Source organism: Paenibacillus faecalis (assembly GCF_900289175.1).
Taxonomy (GTDB): Bacteria; Bacillota; Bacilli; order Paenibacillales; family Paenibacillaceae; genus Paenibacillus_AQ; species Paenibacillus_AQ faecalis.
The window spans coordinates 631722-650511 of record NZ_LT985747.1 but is presented as its reverse complement, the minus strand read 5'-3'; the positions used below and the strand labels follow the sequence as shown (position 1 = coordinate 650511).

The window sequence follows — 18790 nt, the reverse complement described above, 5'->3', positions numbered from 1 at the left end:
AAAGCCGCCTGTATGGGCGGCTTTTGCAGCAAAACAAGGATGTAAACTGATTCAGCCGGATGTCGGACGCGGTGGAAGCGGGCCGAGAAACTGTAAATACTGACATTCAATCCGTCCGTTGAATAGCTTGCGCCGTTTATCCGCTTTGCGGCCGAAATAATGCTCGAATTGCTTGGTTGGACTTAGCGCGAAGAAGGACCATGTTGGAAGCTGAGCGGACATTCTGCCAAGCTGCCGGGTCAGAAGCTCCACTTCCTTCTTCTCGCTCAGGCGCTCGCCATATGGCGGATTCGTGATGAGACACCCATAATCGCCTTCTGGCAACGCTTTGGAAGCCGGGAGGACGCTGAAGTCGATAACTCCGGTCAGCCCTGCGCTTTTTGCTGCTGCTTTGGCCACTTCGATCGCTTTTGGATCGATATCGCTTCCAGCTAGCTGTAGTGGGATGTCGTCGGTGACAGCATCATAAGCTTCATTGCGCGCCTCTTCCCAGCGATCGCTGCCAATGATGTTCCAATGCTCTGAAGGAAAGGAGCGGCGCAGGCCGGGAGCGATATTCCATGCCATCATGGCCGCTTCTATCAGAATGGTGCCTGATCCGCAGCACGGATCATAAAGGGGGCGATGAGGACCCCAGCGGCTCAGCTGGATCAAGGCGGAAGCCATCGTTTCTTTCAATGGCGCTTCCGTAACAAGTTTGCGGTATCCCCGTTTGTGAAGGGCAGGGCCTGTTGTGTCGAGCGTCAGGATCGCCCGGTCTTTAAGCAGAGATACTTCAATAACGTAACGTGGGCCGTTCTCAGGAAACCAATTCGTATGATGGGAAAGCTTCAGTTTTTCTACAATCGCTTTCTTAACGATACTTTGACAGGCGGGAACGCTGCTTAGCTGTGACTTATGTGAACGTCCTTCAACAGGAAACTCGCCATTTGCCGGAATCCAGTTTTCCCAAGGGAGAGCTTTGGTTCCTTCAAACAATTCGTCGAAGGTGAGCGCGTTAAATTCCCCCATTTTGACCAGAATACGGTCAGAAGTTCGAAGCCACAGATTGCAGCGGCAGATGTCGATCAGATCACCGGAAAAGATGACTTTTCCGTTCTCCACCTGGATGTCCGTATATCCGAGTTCTTTCAATTCACGTGCAACTACAGCTTCAAGTCCCATAGGGGCGGTAGCAATCAATTGTAATTCAGGCATGAAACAAGTCAACTCCATTTACGGTGTGTACGGTGCGAATAAGCACCGCCAATTCAACCTATATAGTATAGGCGATTGTACAAGTCAAGACAATTAGCATATGATAAGATTCGTCAAATTCATATTTTGGGCGCGGATAATGAATATTACATAAGGGAGGAACTTTTTTTGCATATAACGCCTGATGATTATGTTAACCAACTATATCCTGAAGATGGACAATTGGAGCATGTGAAGAAAGTGATACGGGAGCGGGGGATGCCCGAAGTGTCGGTCGCTCCGGCTTATGGCCGTTTACTTACGCTGCTCGTCCAGACATCGGGGGCGAAAGAAATATTGGAAATCGGCGCGCTTGGCGGATACAGCGGTATTTGTCTTTGTCGCGGTTTAGAAGGTGATGGAAGGCTGACCTCGCTTGAATTGAAAGAGGAATATGCGAACCTGGCAAAATCCCACCTGGAAATGGCAGGCTACGGCGATCGAGCAGAATATCGGATCGGGCCGGCAGCGGCAAGCCTGGAACAGCTCAAACAGGAGGGACGCCGCTTTGACTTTTTCTTTATCGATGCAGACAAAGAAAATTATCCGCTTTACCTCGATTATGCGATTGAGCTTGCCAATGCAGGCGCCATCATTGCAGGGGATAACTGTTTCTTGAGAGGGAGGACATTAAACCGTGAAAAGAATGGGCCGTCTGTGCAAGCGGTTCGCCGTTTCAATGAAATCATCGCCAGAGACGAGCGATTGACCAGCACGCTTCTTCCCGCCTACGATGGTTTGATTATTGCACGGGTGCAGTAAAAAGGGAAGGCGGCTGTACAGGAGTATATCTGTTGTATGAAAAGGGGGGACTGCCAGTGTACCATTCGCGAAAGCATCGCTTTACTCGCGATCTGGGGGTATGTCTGCTTACGATGTGCTTTTTTCTTGGTTCGGTTTCTGCGGCAGCTGCACATGCCGAGAAATCGATGCTGGACGAGCATCACGCAGCACAGCCAGATGGCCCAACCATTCAGTTTGATCCCAGTTTCCGCTATTATCAGGATCGTTCTGCGGAAAGCATCGCTGATGAATTTTTGCAAAACGGGTATACTACCGTGCGTTATTTTGTCGTGAATGAGAACAACGTAGATCGCGAGCTTGTTGAGACGCTTAAGAATCGCGGTTTATCCGTCTGGGCGCTTGTACTGGGCAACGGCTCTTACTCCGTTGAGGGTTTTCCCTCCGATTGGCCGACCTGGCAGATGAAGCTTCTAACTCCGGTGAAAGACGGGTATTATCGTTTCTCCCCTCATAGCAAGGGGTATACAGAATGGAAGAAAAGAAAGCTTGCTGATCTGGTTAAACATATTCCATTTGACGGTATCGAAATTGCGGAGCCTTATTTTCCAGAATGGGACGGCTTTAAACGAGGAGCGTATGGTGATGTGGGACCGCTTGCGAAAGCTGATTTTTATCAAAAGCACGGTCTTTCCATCCCGAATTTTAAAGATCGGTCTCACCCGGACTATTATCTTGCCAACAGAGAGCTGTATAAGAAATGGGTGCAGTTTCGGGTAGATGCAGTAAATCGTTTTTTAAATGAATTGATCAACGGTCAGGGCGGTGTCCGGGACACCAGAAAGGATATACAGGTTGCCACTTGGTCGCTCGCTATCGATGCGGGAGCAGACTCGGTAGATAAGCTGCGGGAGATGCAAGGTCTGGATGCAGCAGAAATGATTTCCGCGGTTCGCCCCGATGTTCATTTCCTGCAAACCCATTGGCCGGATTGGTTAAAGTCACAAAAAGAGCTTCCGCCGACATATATACACCGGTATCAAAATTTTGTGGATCAGATTCGTGCGGTCCATCCGGATATACCTCTTGGCGTACAAGCCGACATCGGTTCAAATCCCAGAATGGTCAAGGATCGCCATTGGTACCATTCTTTCGGACGGGTTGCGGGGAATATGGGGTTTAAAACCTGGACGGCTTACGAATATCATCTTGGGAAGTATATGTATGAAGAAGCCCCGAAGCCGGTTGCGGTTGCTCGTCCCGATCGTGATCAAATCATCATCTCGTTTCAAAAACGGATCGATGAAGCTTCTGCCAAAACTCCAGGCAGTTTACTGATTCTTACGGAGGACAGGAAGGTTCCCGTGGAGCCGGAACAAATAACCGTTGATGGCAATCTGCTGAAAATCCGGTCCGCCGAGCTCCCTAGACAGGGGTTTCGTTTACGAATTCAGCATGTTAAGGATACGCCAATCTACAGGCTGTACCACAAAGATCGGCCTGCGAACGTGATAGCAGACGGAACAGTTGTTCAAGTGAGTCCAAGTGAATCAAAGGAAAGATGAAGAAAGTTTTGAAGCCAGATGATGGCATAAAAAAACCCGGGAACCAGCTGACCCTGCACTAGGCAGAATCAGACGAGTGTCCCGGGTTTATCTTTGAAACGCTAAATTATCCTCCTACGGGATGACGCAGTCCTTTCTTTTTATAAAGCTTCAATCTGACCCAGATCATATTTACGAGCAGCAGTATTCCTGAAGCAATGAATAGTCCCTCGATCCCGATGAACCCGGATAAGAAACCGCCAATGACTGCTCCCAGCATGTTGCCGAGGGCAAGCGCACTGGTATTGAAGCCGAATGCTCGGCTTTCCATCCCTTCCGGTGTAAACGAACGAATGAGTGCATTGACGCTCGGAAGGAGACCGCCCATAAACACACCCATCATAAAGCGGACGATAACCAGCTGCCATACCGATGTTACAAATGCTTGCGGAATCAAAGTAAGTCCGGTTCCAATCAAGGCGTAAGTTAAAATCCGGTTTGCTCCGACCTTGTCGCTTAGTTTTCCAAGGAGTGGAGAGGCGATCATATTGGATAATCCGGTTACCGCTATAACAAAACCGGACCATAGAGCAATGTCTTGGGCTGAGCCATGCAGCTTTTGTACATAGAGCGGCAGCAATGTCATCGGGCTGATCATTGCGAACTGCAGCAGAAATGTTACGGCAAACAATGCAGGGAGCTGCGGTATATGGCTTAACTCTTTCAAGCCTGCAATAACGGATGCTTGTGGCATCGCTTTCGCCTCTTCACGGTTAAAGTTTTCCTTAACGAGAAACAGGGCGAGCAAGGAAGCTGCAAAAATAAGAGCGCCGGTAATGTAAAATATCGGACGGAACCCAAACCAATCTGCCATCATACCGCCGATTAGCGGGCCGAGAATCGTTCCTGCTACTTGACCGGATTGCATAATCCCCATTGAAAAGCCCATGCGGTTTTTCGGTGTGGTGCTGGATACGAGTGAAATCGAAGCCGGGTTGAACCCGGAAATCGTACCGTTTAGCAGGCGCAGTACGAGAAGATGCCATGGATGAGTGGCGAACCCCATACATGCAATGACGATCGCCATGCCGAAGCCTGAACGAAGCAGCATCAGCTTTCGTCCATACTTATCTGCAACTTTTCCCCAGATGGGCTGGAAAATAAATGAGGTCAAAAAGTTGGCGGCAAATATTAATCCTGCCCATAATCCGATCTCGCGGTCCCCGACAACATTCAGATCTTGAGCCAGGTATAATGTCAGGAAGGGAGTGATCATAGTCATTCCTGCATTGACGAGAAATTGTCCGAACCAAAGCACAATGAGGTTGATTTTCCATACTTTCAAAGTGCTTATCACTTCCTTTCTATGCTGTCCCATCTGGAAAAACTGCAGAAGTTTCTTTATTTCTCAAAAAAAGCCGTTCTTTTAGTATAACATATTTTTCAATTTCCTGTTGACAGCAGCCTCATCGTATTGTCATTTGATTTTCATATGAAGGCATGCTCAGACGGTTGTTACTTACTTTTAAAAAGGGCATAATGTATATGTGTGGAAACTTTTTATTACAAATATGGGGGCCTTGTCATGACTTACAATGATCAGTTTATTCGAGCCTGTCGAAGGCAGGAGGTAGATCATATTCCCGTGTGGTATATGCGGCAGGCAGGTCGCTACGATCCGGAATATCGAAAGATTAAGGAAAAGTACTCGCTTCTGGAAATATGCAAGCAGCCTGAACTGGCTGCAGAGGTGACGTTAATGCCGGTTCGCAAGCTCGGTGTTGATGCGGCTATTTTATATTCGGATATTATGAATCCCGTTGCATCGATTGGGGTGGATTTTGATATCGTAAAAAATATCGGGCCTGTCATTTATAATCCGATCCAAAGTGCCGCCGATGTAGAGAAGCTTACGCCAATTGATGTAGAGGGTGACCTCGCTCATGTGCTTGAAACGATTCGTATCCTTGATAAAGAGCTTGACGTTCCTCTTATCACATTCGCCGGAGCTCCATTTACGATTGCCAGTTATTTGATTGAAGGTCGTCCGTCCAAAAATTACATACGCACCAAAGAGATGATGTACAGTGAACCCAGCGTGTGGTTTTCCTTAATGGACAAGCTAGGTGACATGGTGATCACTTACTTGCGTGCGCATATAGCCAACGGCGGCAAAGCATTTCAGCTGTTTGACAGCTGGGCTGGCGCTCTGTCTCCCTTTGACTTCCAAAAGTATGTATTACCGACGGTTACCCGTATTTTTACCGAACTGAAGGATTTAAATGTACCTAAAATATATTTTCCCGGTGTCAGCTCAGGTGAACTGCTCCCAACTTTATCCGGTTTGAAAGCGGATGTTATCGGGTTGGATTGGAGAGTGTCCATTACCGAAGGCCGCGAACGCTTAAATCACCAATTTGCGGTACAGGGCAACTTGGACCCAACCGTTTTGACTGGACCGATGGAAATGATCAAGCAGTATGCCAAGGATATTATAGATCAGGGTATTCTTGAGCCGGGATACATTTTCAATCTGGGTCATGGTTTGTTCCCGGAAGCATCTCTGGAAAAACTTCGCGAATTAACGGCATATATACATGAGTATTCTGCAGAAGCTCTTAAAACAGGCGCCCGTCAAATGTCTTAAAATCGGGTAATGATGTAGATCGATATTCTAAAAGTCAGAGGTGAATGGGATGAGTAATAAAGTAGGCGTTTTGGTCATGTCTTATGGAACACCGGAAAGTATGGAGGGAATCGAAGCTTATTACACGCATATCCGCCACGGAAATAAGCCGTCTGAAGAGCTGCTCAAGGAGCTGACCGAGCGATACGAGGCGATTGTAGGTGGTGTATTTCCACTTCGTGAAAACACCGATCATCAGGTTCAGACCCTGCAAGACACGTTGAATCGTGATGAACGGGCGCAAAACACGCAGTTTGTATGTTATCAAGGCTTGAAGCATGCGGCTCCGTTTATTGAAGACGGGGTGGAGCAGATGGTGAAGGATGGTATCAAACGGGCGATAGGCATTGTTTTGGCACCTCACTACTCCGGAATGAGCGTTGGTACTTATGTGAAGCGAGCACAGGATAAAGCTGAGGAAGTTGGTCTTGAGATTTCTTTCGTAGAGAGCTATCATATGCATCCTTTACTGATCGAGGCTTTCGTAAAACGAGTGAACGCCAAGCTGGATTTATTCGAGGAAGCTGGAGCGCTTCGCGAAAGTGTGCGCGTATTGTTCAGTGCGCATAGCCTGCCGGAGCGGATTTTGTCCATGGGTGATCCATATCAGGAACAGCTGCTGGAAACCTCAAAGGCGATAGCTGAACAAGCCGGGGTCTCGCAGTGGCAGTTCACTTGGCAGAGTGCTGGTCGTACGCATGAGCCATGGCTTGGACCGGATATTCTGGAGACATTACAGGAACTTAAAAACGAGCAGGTCGAGGATGTGCTTGTCGCTCCGATCGGTTTTGTATCTGACCATCTGGAGGTACTGTACGATCTGGACATTGAAGCCAAGACGATTGCAAAAGAAATGGACATGCGCCTTGAACGAATCGATTCCTTAAATAGTGATCCTCTTTATATGAAAACCTTGAGCGATTGCGTAATTACACGTTGGAAACAGGATGGAAAACTATAGGATATCAACGGCTTAAGCGCTTGGAATCCCGATTTTTTGATCATAACTTTGAACAGGGACTATCCCGCAGCAGATCTTTTCTACTGTGGGTGGTTCCTTTTTTTGCGCGTTCTTCTTGCCATCAAATATTTGGTATAATAAAGTGAGTTCATGGAAAAATTGCATCGCATAGAGAAAAAAGGGGGAAACGATGTACCCATCACGAGCAGAAAGAGAACATGCCAAACAGCAAGCTAAAAAGGAGCATCAGCGACGGGTATGGGCTGTCATTAATTTAATTTTTATTGTTGTGATCATCGCTGTGCTTACTTATTATTTCGTGTTCAAAGAGGATGAAGAACAGACCGGAACAGAACCTTCATTTCCAGAAACGGTGATGCTGATCGATTCAGGAGAACCAAGGTTGAAAAAGTATTGAATTTTAGATATGTTACTATTGAAATTTTTGATTGTTACGCGAAAAAGTGTCTGGGTGCTGGAATGAACGAAATATTGTAAACTCGGGTACGCACCAGTTAAGAGACACTTGGGAGGTCTTACCATGAACAATTTATGTGTAGCTCACCGGGGCTTTTCAGCTAAAGCGCCTGAAAATACTCATGCTGCCATTAAACTGGCAATGGCAGAGCCTTTTGTAAACTGGATGGAAATCGATGTACAGCTGACGAAAGACGGCGTTCCTGTCGTTATTCATGATTTCAGTGTTGACCGGACAACGAGTGGTAAAGGGAAAGTGAGAGATCTTACCTGGCAGGAAATACGCCGGATGGATGCGGGAATATGGAAGGGAAGGGAGTTTCAAGGAGAACAAGTCCCTTCGCTTGACGAAGTATTGCAGCTAGTCAAAGGCCGCTTAAAGTTAAATATTGAACTGAAAACAAGCGGAGATATGTATCCTGGGCTGGAAGAAGCTGTACTAGAACGGGTTCATGCTCATGGCATGATTTCGGATGTTGTCCTGACATCCTTTGAACCGAAGGCGCTTCTTCGAGCCAATAGGATAGATTCTGGCGTACGGGTAGGGCTCATTATTGATGCACACCCGCGCGATCTGTTGTCACGCCTGAAAAAAATAGGCTGTTCTTTTCTGTCCATCGGTCATTCTCATTTGGACGCTGCCTTTGTTTCAGAACTCATCAAAAACGGAATTACGCCGATGGCCTGGACGGTAGACGATAAGCGGAGTATGGCTGCGCTGGCAAAGATGAGCCCGGAAATTATGATATGTACCAATCGGCCTGATACGTGGGGGCAGTTGTTTCTGAATAAAATAGCACCTCGAATCCCGTTTTGGCGCAGAAAGTGGAGAGGATGGTTCTAAAATGAGTGCTTTGGTGAACAACGTGTTTTGTGTAGGCCGTAATTATCGGCTTCACGCTGCTGAATTAGGGAATGCCGTACCGGAAGAGCCTTTGATTTTTCTAAAGCCATCCCATGCGGTCGTTCCGCTCGACGGCAGCCGCCTGGCCATGCCGAAAGGTCGGGGAACTGTTCATTTTGAGGGAGAGATTGTGATCCAGGCATCCAGAGATTATACTCCCGGCATGACAGTAGACGAGCTGGTTGAGGTCATGGCATTGGGCTTTGATTTTACGCTGAGAGATGTGCAGTCCGTTATTAAAGAAAAGGGCCATCCATGGACGGCGGCTAAAGGATTTAAAAACTCGGCACCATTGACTGCGTACATTACTTTCCCGGGAAATGATCAACTATCGCAAACTGATTTTACGGTTTTGAAGAACGGAAAAGAGAAGCAGCGGGGAAATGCCGGAGATATGATTTTCTCCCTTCAGCATATTATTGATTATATCGGTCATCATTATGGTCTGGGCAACGGTGACTTGATCTTTACCGGGACACCGGCTGGTGTGGGCCCTGTGGATCGCGGAGACGTGTTGGAATTGTTTTGGGGCAAAGAGTGCCTTGGCCGCTGCCAGATCGAATAGAGATATGCGGATTCGTAAGGGGGATTAAGCTTTGAATTGGCTCATTGGTGGTGTGGGTGCACTGATCGTAGCAGGTGCTGCATACAAGAAAAGATCACTGTCATTATCGGGCGCTATAGCAGCCGTTATGATGGGGACGATTTATTATGGAGCAGGGAACCTGTTTTGGTTTGGGACCCTGCTTCTTTTTTTCATCACGTCAACCTTGCTCTCAAAATATCGGCAAGAAAGCAAGCAGGATTTGGAGAAGTCTTACGCTAAAACGGGCAGACGTGATGCAGGGCAGGTGTTAGCTAACGGAGGCATCGGCATGATTTTATGTCTCGGTTACTTTATAAACCCTGATGAGACATGGAAGCTTTTGTTCATCGGTGTCATGGCTACTGTGACAGCTGATACATGGGCTACTGAGGTCGGGAGCTTAAGCCGCAGACCCCCGATTTCGATCTTGAATGGTAAGCGGCTGCCGCCAGGAACCTCCGGCGGAATTTCCTGGCTTGGTTCAACAGCAGCTGCTATTGGAGGGGCTGTCATTGGAGCGGGAGCATGGGTGTTCGGTCAATGGATGGGGATGGAGGCTGGGCTTTTCACATATATATTATCCGGATTTATTGGCGGTTTGGCTGGAGCCTTTGCCGATTCATGGATGGGGGCAACGGTGCAAAAAATGTACCACTGCAGTGTCTGTGGCAAGGACGTAGAGGTTCATAAGCATTGCGGACAGGCGACAGATCGATCCCGCGGCTGGGGCTTTATGTCAAACGATGCGGTAAACATGATCAGCTCGATGATCGGAGGGCTGGCGGCTTGGCTGACAGCTTCATTGCTGTAATTTTAGATCAAAATGAGAAATAAAGGGGCAGTAAGACGGGCGAAATTACTGTGTTGTTCGCACTGCGCAGGAGCTCCTAGCGTGCGCTGTATCGCCTATATGGCGGCGTTTAACCACTGCGCGTGTTTCGACAACCGGACCATGTTATGATAAGGTTTATAAGAAAGTATATTTATATAATAAGTAGGGAATTAAACGATGAATATCATGACTGTTGAACAATTGACTAAAAGTTATGGCGATAAAATATTGTTTCAGAACGTGTCCTTTGGGCTGGAGGATCAGGATAAGATCGGTGTTATTGGAGTAAACGGAACGGGTAAGTCAACGCTTCTTCGCATTATTGCCGGTCTGGAGCAAGCCGATTCCGGTCATGTTACAGTTGGTAACCGGATCAGAATTCAGTATATGGCCCAAAACCCGGATTTTGATCCGGACAATACGGTGCTGCAGCAGGTGTTTGCCGGTGATCTTCCAGAGATGAAGCTTGTTCGTGAATATACGGAAACGATGGAGCTGCTGGAGGTCAATCCGGAGCATCGTGAACTGCAAGAAAAGCTGCTAAAGCTGAATCAGAACATGGACACCTTGCAAGTATGGCAGCTGGAGAGTGAGGCCAAGACGGTTCTGTCCAAGCTGGGCATTCGACATTATGATGCGAAGATGAGGACATTATCCGGCGGTCAGCGTAAGCGGGTGGCGCTTGCTGCTGCTTTAATTCAGCCGTCTGATCTGCTTATTCTGGACGAGCCGACCAACCATATTGATAATGATTCGGTCGCTTGGCTGGAGCAGTATTTGCAAAAGCGGCGCGGTGCTCTGCTGATGATTACCCATGATCGTTACTTTCTTGATCGAGTTGTCAATGTGATGCTGGAATTGGATCACGGTCGTCTGTTCCGATATGAAGCCAATTACAGCAAGTTTCTGGAGCTGAAGGCAGAGCGCGAAGAGCGGGAAGCTGCGGCAGAGCAAAAACGGCAAAACCTGTATCGTCAAGAGCTTGCCTGGATGCGAAGAGGGGCCAGAGCTCGAACGACTAAGCAAAAAGCAAGAATTGAGCGGTTTGAAAACTTAAAAGAGCAGGAGCTTGTTCAATCAAACCGGGAGATTGATGTATCGGTCGCTTCGACACGCTTGGGTCAAAAAATTTTAGAGATAGAGCATCTCCACAAACGTGTGGATGACCGGGTCCTTATAGAGGATCTGTCTTATATTGCTGTGCCTGAAGATCGGATTGGCATTGTAGGACCAAACGGTAGTGGAAAGAGTACATTACTCAATCTCATTGCTGGAAAACTCCAGGCTGATGGTGGAGAAGTGATCATGGGTCCGACGGTCAAGCTCGGTTATTTCACGCAGGAACATCAAGAGATGGATGGAAGCTTGCGTGTGATTGAATATATTAAGGAAGAGGCTGAAGTGGTGCGAACCGATGATGGCTTTTCCATTACAGCGGCTCAAATGCTGGAGAGGTTTCTGTTTCCACCAGCGATGCAGTGGACTCCGATCGCCAAGTTATCCGGCGGGGAGAAGCGTCGGTTGTATTTGCTTCGAGTTTTGATGAGCGCGCCAAATGTGCTGCTCCTGGATGAGCCGACCAATGACCTGGATATCCAAACCTTGTCTGTGCTTGAGCAGTATTTGGATGAATTCCCTGGCGTGGTGATTGTTGTATCTCATGACAGGTACTTTCTTGACCGAACTGTGGATAAGATTATGGCATTTGAAGGGGAGGGACAAGTCCGTGTTCATGTCGGTTCTTACAGTGAGTATGCCGAATGGATGTCCCGCAATACCAGTGAAAACAAAAGTCAGAGCAATTCTGTTCCTGTGCAAAAAGCGAAAGAAGCACCGCCGCGAGAGAAGCTTAAATTCAGCTATAAAGAACAGCGGGAATTTGAACAGATCGATGACTGGATCGAGGCCGCCGAGGCCAAGGTCACGCAAATTCAGTCTGACATGGCAAGCGCAGCGAGTGATGCGCCGCGCCTGATGGAATTGATGAATGATTTGAAAGCCAGTGAAGCGGAGCTGGAACGTTTAATGGACCGCTGGACATATCTTAATGAACTGGCAGAAAAAATGGAGAGAAGCAAAGGCCGAACGTAATAAGAGTTATATACGCAAAAAAGACTAAGAGTAAATACAGCAGGGGCTGTTCGATTAAAGGTTATGAACCTGTACCTCGAACAGCCCCTGCTTGATGTTATTGGATTATTGCAAAATATTATTTTACATAGGCTGCAAGTAATTTCGTCGTGTTGATAACGGCTTGTTTATGAGTTCTTTCCATCGCATGGGAAGCATGAACACCAGGCCCGATCAGTGCAGCTTTTATGTTGCTTCCGGCAGATAAAGCGGCAGAAGCGTCGGAGCCGTAGTTGGGATATACGTCGACTGCATACGGAATCCCTTCCGCTTCTGCCAGCTCAATAAGACGGCTTGTCATGTCATAATCATACGGGCCGGTAGAGTCCTTGGCGCAGATCGAAACGTCGGTTTCTTTACAGCTCAGGTCGTCACCGATACAGCCCATATCCACGGCAATGAGCTCGTTAATATCCGAAGGGATGTATGCGGCTCCGTGTCCAACCTCCTCATAGTTGGAAATAAGCACTTTTACTTGACAGCGAGGTTTCCAGTTTTCGCGTTTCATGGCTTCAAGCAGTCCAAACAATGCAGCTACACTGGCTTTATCATCCAGATGGCGCGACTTGATATACCCGCTTGGCGTAATTACCGTACGAGGATCAAAGGAAATGAAGTCACCGACAGCAATGCCTAATTTTTTGACATCTTCATCATCTTCCACATTTTCGTCAATGCGTACTTCCATATGACTTTCTTTACGTTCAAAAGTATCAGCATCATCGTACACATGAACGGAAGGCTGGGTGCTCAAAATTGTTCCGGTATATGTTTTCTCGCTTCGTGTGTGGATGACACAGTATTCATTCTCAATGCTGTTCATCATAAAGCCACCAACTCTTGTCAAACGCAGCGTGCCTTCCGGTTTAACTGCGCGAACCATAGCGCCAAGCGTATCCACATGCCCGCTGAGACCGATCGTATAGCTGTCGTCTTGCCCTGGAACAGTAAGGACGGCACCGCCTTTTTCGTTAAAAGTTATAGATACTCCCAGGTTTAAGGCTTCTTGTTCGATTCGTTTCATAACTTCCCGGGTAAAGCCTGTCGGGCTTGGTGTAATCAGCAGATCTTTAAGCAGTGACAAAATGTAAGTTTCATTTGGATGTATAGACATGATAAAGCGCTCCTAACTGTTTTGATGTTACATCACAGTATAAAATCCCCTGCTGCCAGGAGCAAGGGATTTTATTGTTTCAGATTAAAGTTTATTTCGTCAGCTCTTCCATTTGAGAGATGACATCTTCGAATACACTCATCGCTTCTCGGATCGGCTCCGGCGATGACATATCGACACCGGCTTTTTTCAAAATGTTGATGGAGAAGTCACTGCCGCCGCTTTTCAGGAAGCTGAGGTAACGGTCCACGGCTGGCTTTCCTTCTTCAAGAATCTGCTTCGAGAAGCTCGTTGCTGCTGAAAATCCTGTAGCATATTTGTAAACGTAGAAGCTGGTATAGAAATGAGGAATCCGCGCCCATTCCATACTGATGTCTTTATCTACCGTCATGTTCTTGCCGTGGTATTTCACGTTCAGCTCATAGTAGATATCCGAGAGGTCCTGCGGAGTGAGCGATTCGCCGCGTTCGGCACGTTCATGTATGATCTTCTCGAATTCAGCGAACATCGTCTGACGGAACAGTGTTGTACGGAACTGGTCTGCATAATAGGTCAGCAGGTACATTTTTTCCTTCGGATCTGTCGATTTTTTCAGCAAATAATCCATGAGAAGTGCTTCATTGGTTGTTGAAGCCACTTCCGCAAGGAAGATGGTGTACTGGGCATTGCGATATTTCAGGTTGTTGTCTGAGTAAAACGAATGCAGGGCATGCCCCATTTCGTGAGCGAGCGTGAACATGCTGCTCAGATTGTCCTTATGGTTCAGCAGCACGTAAGGATGTGTGCCGTAAGCACCCCAGCTGTATGCGCCGGTACGTTTGTTTTCGTTCTCATAAACGTCGATCCAGCCGTCATCATAGCCGCTTTGAAGGTTTTTCAAATAATCTTCCCCTAGCGGATGAAGCCCCTCCTTGACGGTCTGCTTCGCTTTCTCGTAAGAGATGTCCATTTTATACTCCTCGACAAGCGGGGCAAACAGGTCATACATATGCAGCTCTTCCACACCGAGCAGTTTTTTGCGCAGATCCATGTAACGATGGAGCAGCGGAAGACTTTCGTGAACTGTATCGATCAGGTTCGTGTACACTTCCTTCGGAATGTTGTCGCCATACAGGGACATTTCAAGTACGGAAGGGTATTTGCGGACACGGGAATAAAAAATGTTTTTATTTACATTGGCGTTTAGTGTAGCCGAAATCGTATTTTTCAGCTTGCCATAGGTTTCATAAACTGCTGTAAAAGCAGCCTTCCGCACTTCGCGGTTCGGATTTTCGAGGTACTGGATGTAGCTGGCGTGTGTTAATTCCACCTCTTTACCGTTTTCGTCTTTGATTTTCGGGAATTTGATGTCCGCATTGTTCAGCATGCCGTACACCGTTTGCGGTGTAGAGGACATGTTTCCGACCTGGGCAAGCAAAGCTTCTTCGGTTTTGGACAGGATATGGGCCTTTTCTCGCTTCATTTCCGTCAAGGTGAACTGGTAATCTGCAAGTGACGGATCTGCGATCAACTTGTCTAGCTCACCTTCCGACAATGAAAGGATTTCAGGTGTGATAAACGAAAGGGCTTCTCGAGCTTCGACACTAAGTTTTTTGGCTTTTTGAGTGAGAGCCTGGTATGTAGGGTTAGCTGTATCTTCATCATGATGCATATGCGCGTAAACATACAGTCTTTCCACATGAAGACTGATTTCATCTTCCAGCTCGAAGCACTGTTTGATCGTTTGAGCATTGCTTAGCTTGCCGTGAAAATCAGCTGCGGTCTTGATCAGTTGCTGGAGTTCATTATAAGTATGATCCCAAGCCTTCTGGTCTTGGAACAGATCTTGCAGCTTCCAGCGATATTCAGCAGGGACTTCAGAACGTTTCATTACTTTTTTCATAGGGGGCCGCCTTGTTTGATAAGTATATGATATAGATCGGGTTCCTTCAGCAAAAGCGTCGGAATGAAGGGGGAGAAGTGGCAGGAGACTCAGTGCTAAAGTCAGACAGAGCGTTCTTGCTCGCTTCACGGGCATAAACCTCCTCGAAAACATATTTTCGAGCGTTAGTATGCCGCATCCCTGTACCTTTCATCCTTGGGCTTTTAGGAGGAACCCAGCGTAATTAAACTGTATACAATGATAAAGAAGGCAAACAGGACCAGAAAGATAGAGGTCAAGGCCATCCCTCTGCGAAGCTTCGGAGGAATGCTGTCCTTATACATGATCATGACAAGTCCCAGACAGAAAGCAAGAATAATGAAGATAACAGCGTTAGTATAGTCCATCTGTTTACACCTGCTTAAAAGCGTCCATTATTCGCTGCCATTCATCTTCCTGCCCGTTGTATTCATCTTTTGGAAAGCGACTATGCGCCCATTCCATTAAAGCCGGGCGGCTCATGAAGGTATGAGTTTCTTCACCCCACTGGTCGGAAATTTCACGCAAGACGATATATCTGCCTTGTACCTCGACAGTCATCATGTTCCATTTGTCTTTTTTGTATATTTCGTATTTTTTGATCATTTGCATTCTCCGTTACTTCATTAGGCTTTTGGGTAAATAATAACGCACTCCTGGTCTGAAAAGCAAATAAGAAAACGCTGTAATTCAGGAGGAAGCGCCTTCATTAAAAGCTCTATAAGGCAAATGACGGATTGCATTGTCTGGAAATATGAGATATAATATGGTTATTCGCCACTAGATGGCGGTATTTTTAGGAGGTTGTTCATTTTGAAAGGTACAGTTAAATGGTTTAACGCAGAAAAAGGTTACGGCTTTATTTCCGTCGAAGATGGTGAAGATGTATTTGTACACTTCTCCGCAATCCAGGAAGAAGGTTTTAAATCTCTGGAAGAAGGCCAAGCGGTTGAGTTTGAAATTACTGAAGGTAACCGTGGTCCTCAAGCAGCCAACGTAACAAAATTGTAAGTTAACTCCGCTCTCGGAGATCTTATAGATTAAGAGTCAATCTTGATCAGGATATTTGTTTACTAAGGCATTAGGCACAGTTCTTACAAAGAACTGTGCCTTTTTGTTATTTTAAGACAGGTAAAAAAGTTTTTTTGGAAAATATAATGAAATAAGTAGTGAAAATTACCGAAAATCTTTCTTTTATGATGAGTCTTATTTGTACAAAAGGGTTGATCATATTATAATAAGGTTTGATTTGGATAGGTATAAAAATGACAACCATGTGGAGGCAGAGTTCATTGAATAATCAAGAGCTAAGCCGTAAAGTTCCGTGTAGTCCGGTCGGCCTTATGACCCGGGTGTATAAATTCATACTTCCGGAAGTAGCGATTGAGCTGGATAAGTGGCGTCGGGAAGCCGAACAAATTCCCGATGAAGAGCTGCGGAAGCAGGCGCTTGCCAGTATTGAAACGAAGAAGTTTCATTGTCAAGGCGGGGCGGTATATGCTGCAGCTAATTTACCGGAGAAGCATGTTTTAATTCCGTTAATCGTCGCTTATCAGACGATCAGCGATTATCTTGACAACTTATGCGACCGCAGTACTTCCCTCGATCCTGTCGATTTCAGACAGCTTCATCAGTCGATGCTGGATGCGGTAACTCCGGGTACGGAAATGGCGGATTATTATGCACACCGTTCGGAAAAAGAAGATGGTGGATACCTGGAACGTCTTGTACATACTTGCCGCAGCTGCATTGACCAGCTTGCCGGATACAAAGCCGCCAAGCCGTATATTCGGGATTTGGCCGAGCTTTATGTAGACTTACAGGTGTACAAGCATATTCATCCTGAGAAAAGGGAAACCGCTCTTTTGGAGTGGTGGTCGAAGCAAGCTCATCGGGCACCGCATTTAAAGTGGAATGAGTTTGCTGCCGCAACAGGATCTACCCTTGGGGTGTTCATGTTGTTTTTGGCTGCTACAGATCCGTCTCTGGATGACCAGGCTGCCTCTTCTATTCATGCGTCTTACTTTCCCAATGTATGTTGTCTCCACATTATGCTGGATTATCTGATCGATCAGGACGAAGACAGGTTGGGCGGCGATCTTAATTTCTGCAACTATTATGAAGACGCTGATACGATGTTGAACCGCATTGCTTCCATCGTTGAATGGGCCCGGAAGGATGTCACAGCAATTCCCTCAACTTCTTTTCATCGGATGATCATTGAGGGGTTACTGGCTTTATATTTATCTGATCCCAAAGTCAGCGAGCAACAATCGGTTCGCTCTGTATCCAAACGATTAATGAAGAGAAGTCCGATGACGCGTCTTTTCTTTTTTGTCAATAGTCGATGGATTCGCAAGCATAAGAATGAGTGACATTTAGGAGGAAGAAGACATGGCAAAAGTGAAAAAAATTGCAGTTCTAACAAGTGGAGGGGACTCCCAGGGAATGAACGCTGCACTGCGTTCCGTTGTACGAAGCGGTTTGTATCACGGCTTGGAAGTGTATGGTGTTCATCGCGGGTACCAAGGTCTGCTGAATAATGAAATTTACAAAATGGATCTTCGCAGCGTGGGCGATATCATTCAGCGCGGAGGCACAATTTTGCAGTCTGCCCGCTGTCCTGAATTCAAGACGCCGGAAGGCCAGCAGAAAGGTGCCGACATCTTGAATGAGTACGGGATTGACGGTCTCGTTGTCATTGGCGGAGACGGCTCCTATCAAGGTGCCAATAAGCTGAGCAAGCTGGGCATTAAAACGATGTGTTTGCCAGGTACAATCGACAATGATATTTCATTTACCGACCATACCATTGGTTTTGATACGGCTGTGAGCGTTGTTGTGGACGCAGTTAATAAATTGCGTGATACGATGTCCTCTCATGCCCGTTCGTCTGTTGTTGAGGTTATGGGACGGCATTGCGGCGATATTGCATTGCATGCCGGACTTGCTTCTGGAGCTGAAGCCATTCTTGTGCCTGAAGTACCGTATAACATGGATGAAATTGCGGATCGCATGAAGGATAACTTCTGCAATGGAAAACGACATAGTATTGTCATTGTAGCTGAAGGCGTTGGTAAAGGTGAGGATGTAGCCCATGCTCTGAAGGAACGCCATTCCTCCATCGATGCACGCGTAACCGTACTCGGTCATATCCAGCGCGGCGGAACACCAACACCGTTTGATCGGAACCTTGCAAGCCGCCTTGGTGATTTCGCGGTTCGCAGTTTGATTCAAGGTGAATCCGATAAAGGTTGTGGAATTATAAAAGGCGAGCTTGTTCTTACCGACATTGACCAAGTTGTCAACACGAAAAAAGAATTTAACATGGATCTGTACGAGCTGGCACTTCGCTTGTCTCAATAAGCAGTTTTTTGGGAAGGCAGCCCTGTGGGAAATCCTGCGGGGCGTTTCTTCTTGAATCGATCGAACAGAAGGGGAGAGAGGGATGTATTTATATCGCTTGGAAGTGGAATGCAGCAAGGGGAAACTGACCGTCATTACGGCTGCTGAAGATGAAGAAAAAGCGTTTCGTGCAGTAGATGAGCATATGGAACGGCATTTCCTAACCATGCCGGATATTCATGAAGTGACATTGCTTGAGAAAAAACGAATCTCTCCCGGTACCGCTTATGTGATTGATATGAAATAAAGGGACTGTCTGATGACGGTCCCTTTT

19 protein-coding genes are annotated in these 18790 nt (G+C 46.8%); 13 read left to right on the top strand and 6 right to left on the bottom strand.

Going from position 1 to position 18790, the window contains the following annotated elements; all coding sequences use genetic code 11:
• Positions 1–51: 51 nt before the first annotated feature.
• Positions 52–1197: a THUMP domain-containing class I SAM-dependent RNA methyltransferase gene (locus C8268_RS03155; RefSeq protein ID WP_106766337.1), complete on the bottom strand. Its 1146-nt coding sequence runs from the start codon at positions 1195–1197 to the stop codon at positions 52–54.
• A gap of 168 nt (positions 1198–1365) precedes the next feature.
• Here C8268_RS03155 and C8268_RS03150 point away from each other — a divergent pair, with 168 nt between their 5' ends.
• Positions 1366–1998: an O-methyltransferase gene (locus C8268_RS03150; RefSeq protein WP_106766336.1), complete on the top strand. Its 633-nt coding sequence runs from the start codon at positions 1366–1368 to the stop codon at positions 1996–1998.
• 56 nt (positions 1999–2054) lie between these two features.
• On the top strand, positions 2055–3542 hold the full coding sequence (locus C8268_RS03145; RefSeq protein ID WP_337441776.1) for an N-acyl-D-glucosamine 2-epimerase: 1488 nt from the start codon (positions 2055–2057) through the stop codon (positions 3540–3542).
• 106 nt (positions 3543–3648) lie between these two features.
• Here C8268_RS03145 and C8268_RS03140 read toward each other — a convergent pair whose 3' ends face one another.
• The gene (locus C8268_RS03140) at positions 3649–4914 is read right to left on the bottom strand and encodes an MFS transporter (protein ID WP_272939345.1); all 1266 of its coding nucleotides are present in this window, start codon (positions 4912–4914) and stop codon (positions 3649–3651) included.
• Positions 4915–5106: 192 nt separating this feature from the next.
• On the opposite strand from C8268_RS03140, the gene hemE reads away from it, so the two are divergent.
• The 7 genes from hemE (at position 5107) to C8268_RS03105 (ending at position 12058) form a co-directional block, all read left to right on the top strand.
• Complete coding sequence (gene hemE / locus C8268_RS03135) at positions 5107–6168, top strand: uroporphyrinogen decarboxylase (protein ID WP_106766334.1); 1062 nt, start codon at positions 5107–5109, stop codon at positions 6166–6168.
• Positions 6169–6217: 49 nt separating this feature from the next.
• Complete coding sequence (hemH, locus tag C8268_RS03130) at positions 6218–7168, top strand: ferrochelatase (RefSeq protein WP_106766333.1); 951 nt, start codon at positions 6218–6220, stop codon at positions 7166–7168.
• Positions 7169–7358: 190 nt separating this feature from the next.
• Positions 7359–7586 (top strand): hypothetical protein, encoded by a 228-nt coding sequence (locus C8268_RS03125; RefSeq protein ID WP_106766332.1) that lies wholly within the window; start codon positions 7359–7361, stop codon positions 7584–7586.
• A 123-nt stretch (positions 7587–7709) separates the two neighbouring features.
• Positions 7710–8489: a glycerophosphodiester phosphodiesterase gene (locus tag C8268_RS03120; protein WP_106766331.1), complete on the top strand. Its 780-nt coding sequence runs from the start codon at positions 7710–7712 to the stop codon at positions 8487–8489.
• Between the two features lies 1 nt (position 8490).
• A complete protein-coding gene (locus C8268_RS03115) occupies positions 8491–9114 on the top strand; it encodes a fumarylacetoacetate hydrolase family protein (protein WP_106766330.1) in 624 nt (207 codons plus the stop codon).
• A 31-nt stretch (positions 9115–9145) separates the two neighbouring features.
• Entirely contained in the window at positions 9146–9946 is an 801-nt protein-coding gene (locus C8268_RS03110; RefSeq protein WP_106766329.1) for a DUF92 domain-containing protein, read from the top strand.
• A 198-nt stretch (positions 9947–10144) separates the two neighbouring features.
• Positions 10145–12058, top strand: a complete 1914-nt coding sequence (locus C8268_RS03105; RefSeq protein ID WP_106766328.1) for an ABC-F family ATP-binding cassette domain-containing protein — start codon at positions 10145–10147, stop codon at positions 12056–12058.
• Positions 12059–12176: 118 nt separating this feature from the next.
• On the opposite strand, the gene C8268_RS03100 is transcribed toward C8268_RS03105, so the two are convergent.
• The 4 genes from C8268_RS03100 to C8268_RS03085 form a co-directional block, all read right to left on the bottom strand.
• Positions 12177–13211 carry a M42 family metallopeptidase gene (locus C8268_RS03100; protein WP_106766327.1) on the bottom strand — a complete coding sequence of 345 codons (1035 nt, stop codon included), beginning with the start codon at positions 13209–13211 and terminating at the stop codon, positions 12177–12179.
• Between the two features lie 91 nt (positions 13212–13302).
• Positions 13303–15093: an oligoendopeptidase F gene (gene pepF, locus C8268_RS03095; RefSeq protein WP_106766326.1), complete on the bottom strand. Its 1791-nt coding sequence runs from the start codon at positions 15091–15093 to the stop codon at positions 13303–13305.
• Between the two features lie 203 nt (positions 15094–15296).
• Positions 15297–15479 carry a hypothetical protein gene (locus tag C8268_RS03090; protein WP_106766325.1) on the bottom strand — a complete coding sequence of 61 codons (183 nt, stop codon included), beginning with the start codon at positions 15477–15479 and terminating at the stop codon, positions 15297–15299.
• 4 nt (positions 15480–15483) lie between these two features.
• Positions 15484–15717, bottom strand: a complete 234-nt coding sequence (locus C8268_RS03085) for a hypothetical protein (RefSeq protein WP_106766324.1) — start codon at positions 15715–15717, stop codon at positions 15484–15486.
• A gap of 204 nt (positions 15718–15921) precedes the next feature.
• Here C8268_RS03085 and C8268_RS03080 point away from each other — a divergent pair, with 204 nt between their 5' ends.
• From C8268_RS03080 to C8268_RS03065, 4 genes are all read left to right on the top strand, one after another.
• Positions 15922–16122: a cold-shock protein gene (locus C8268_RS03080; RefSeq protein WP_199794912.1), complete on the top strand. Its 201-nt coding sequence runs from the start codon at positions 15922–15924 to the stop codon at positions 16120–16122.
• Positions 16123–16403: 281 nt separating this feature from the next.
• Positions 16404–17486 carry a tetraprenyl-beta-curcumene synthase family protein gene (locus C8268_RS03075; RefSeq protein ID WP_106766322.1) on the top strand — a complete coding sequence of 361 codons (1083 nt, stop codon included), beginning with the start codon at positions 16404–16406 and terminating at the stop codon, positions 17484–17486.
• A 19-nt stretch (positions 17487–17505) separates the two neighbouring features.
• On the top strand, positions 17506–18477 hold the full coding sequence (gene pfkA, locus C8268_RS03070) for a 6-phosphofructokinase (RefSeq protein WP_106766321.1): 972 nt from the start codon (positions 17506–17508) through the stop codon (positions 18475–18477).
• Between the two features lie 82 nt (positions 18478–18559).
• Positions 18560–18763 (top strand): DUF3906 family protein, encoded by a 204-nt coding sequence (locus C8268_RS03065; RefSeq protein WP_106766320.1) that lies wholly within the window; start codon positions 18560–18562, stop codon positions 18761–18763.
• Positions 18764–18790 lie beyond the last annotated feature (27 nt).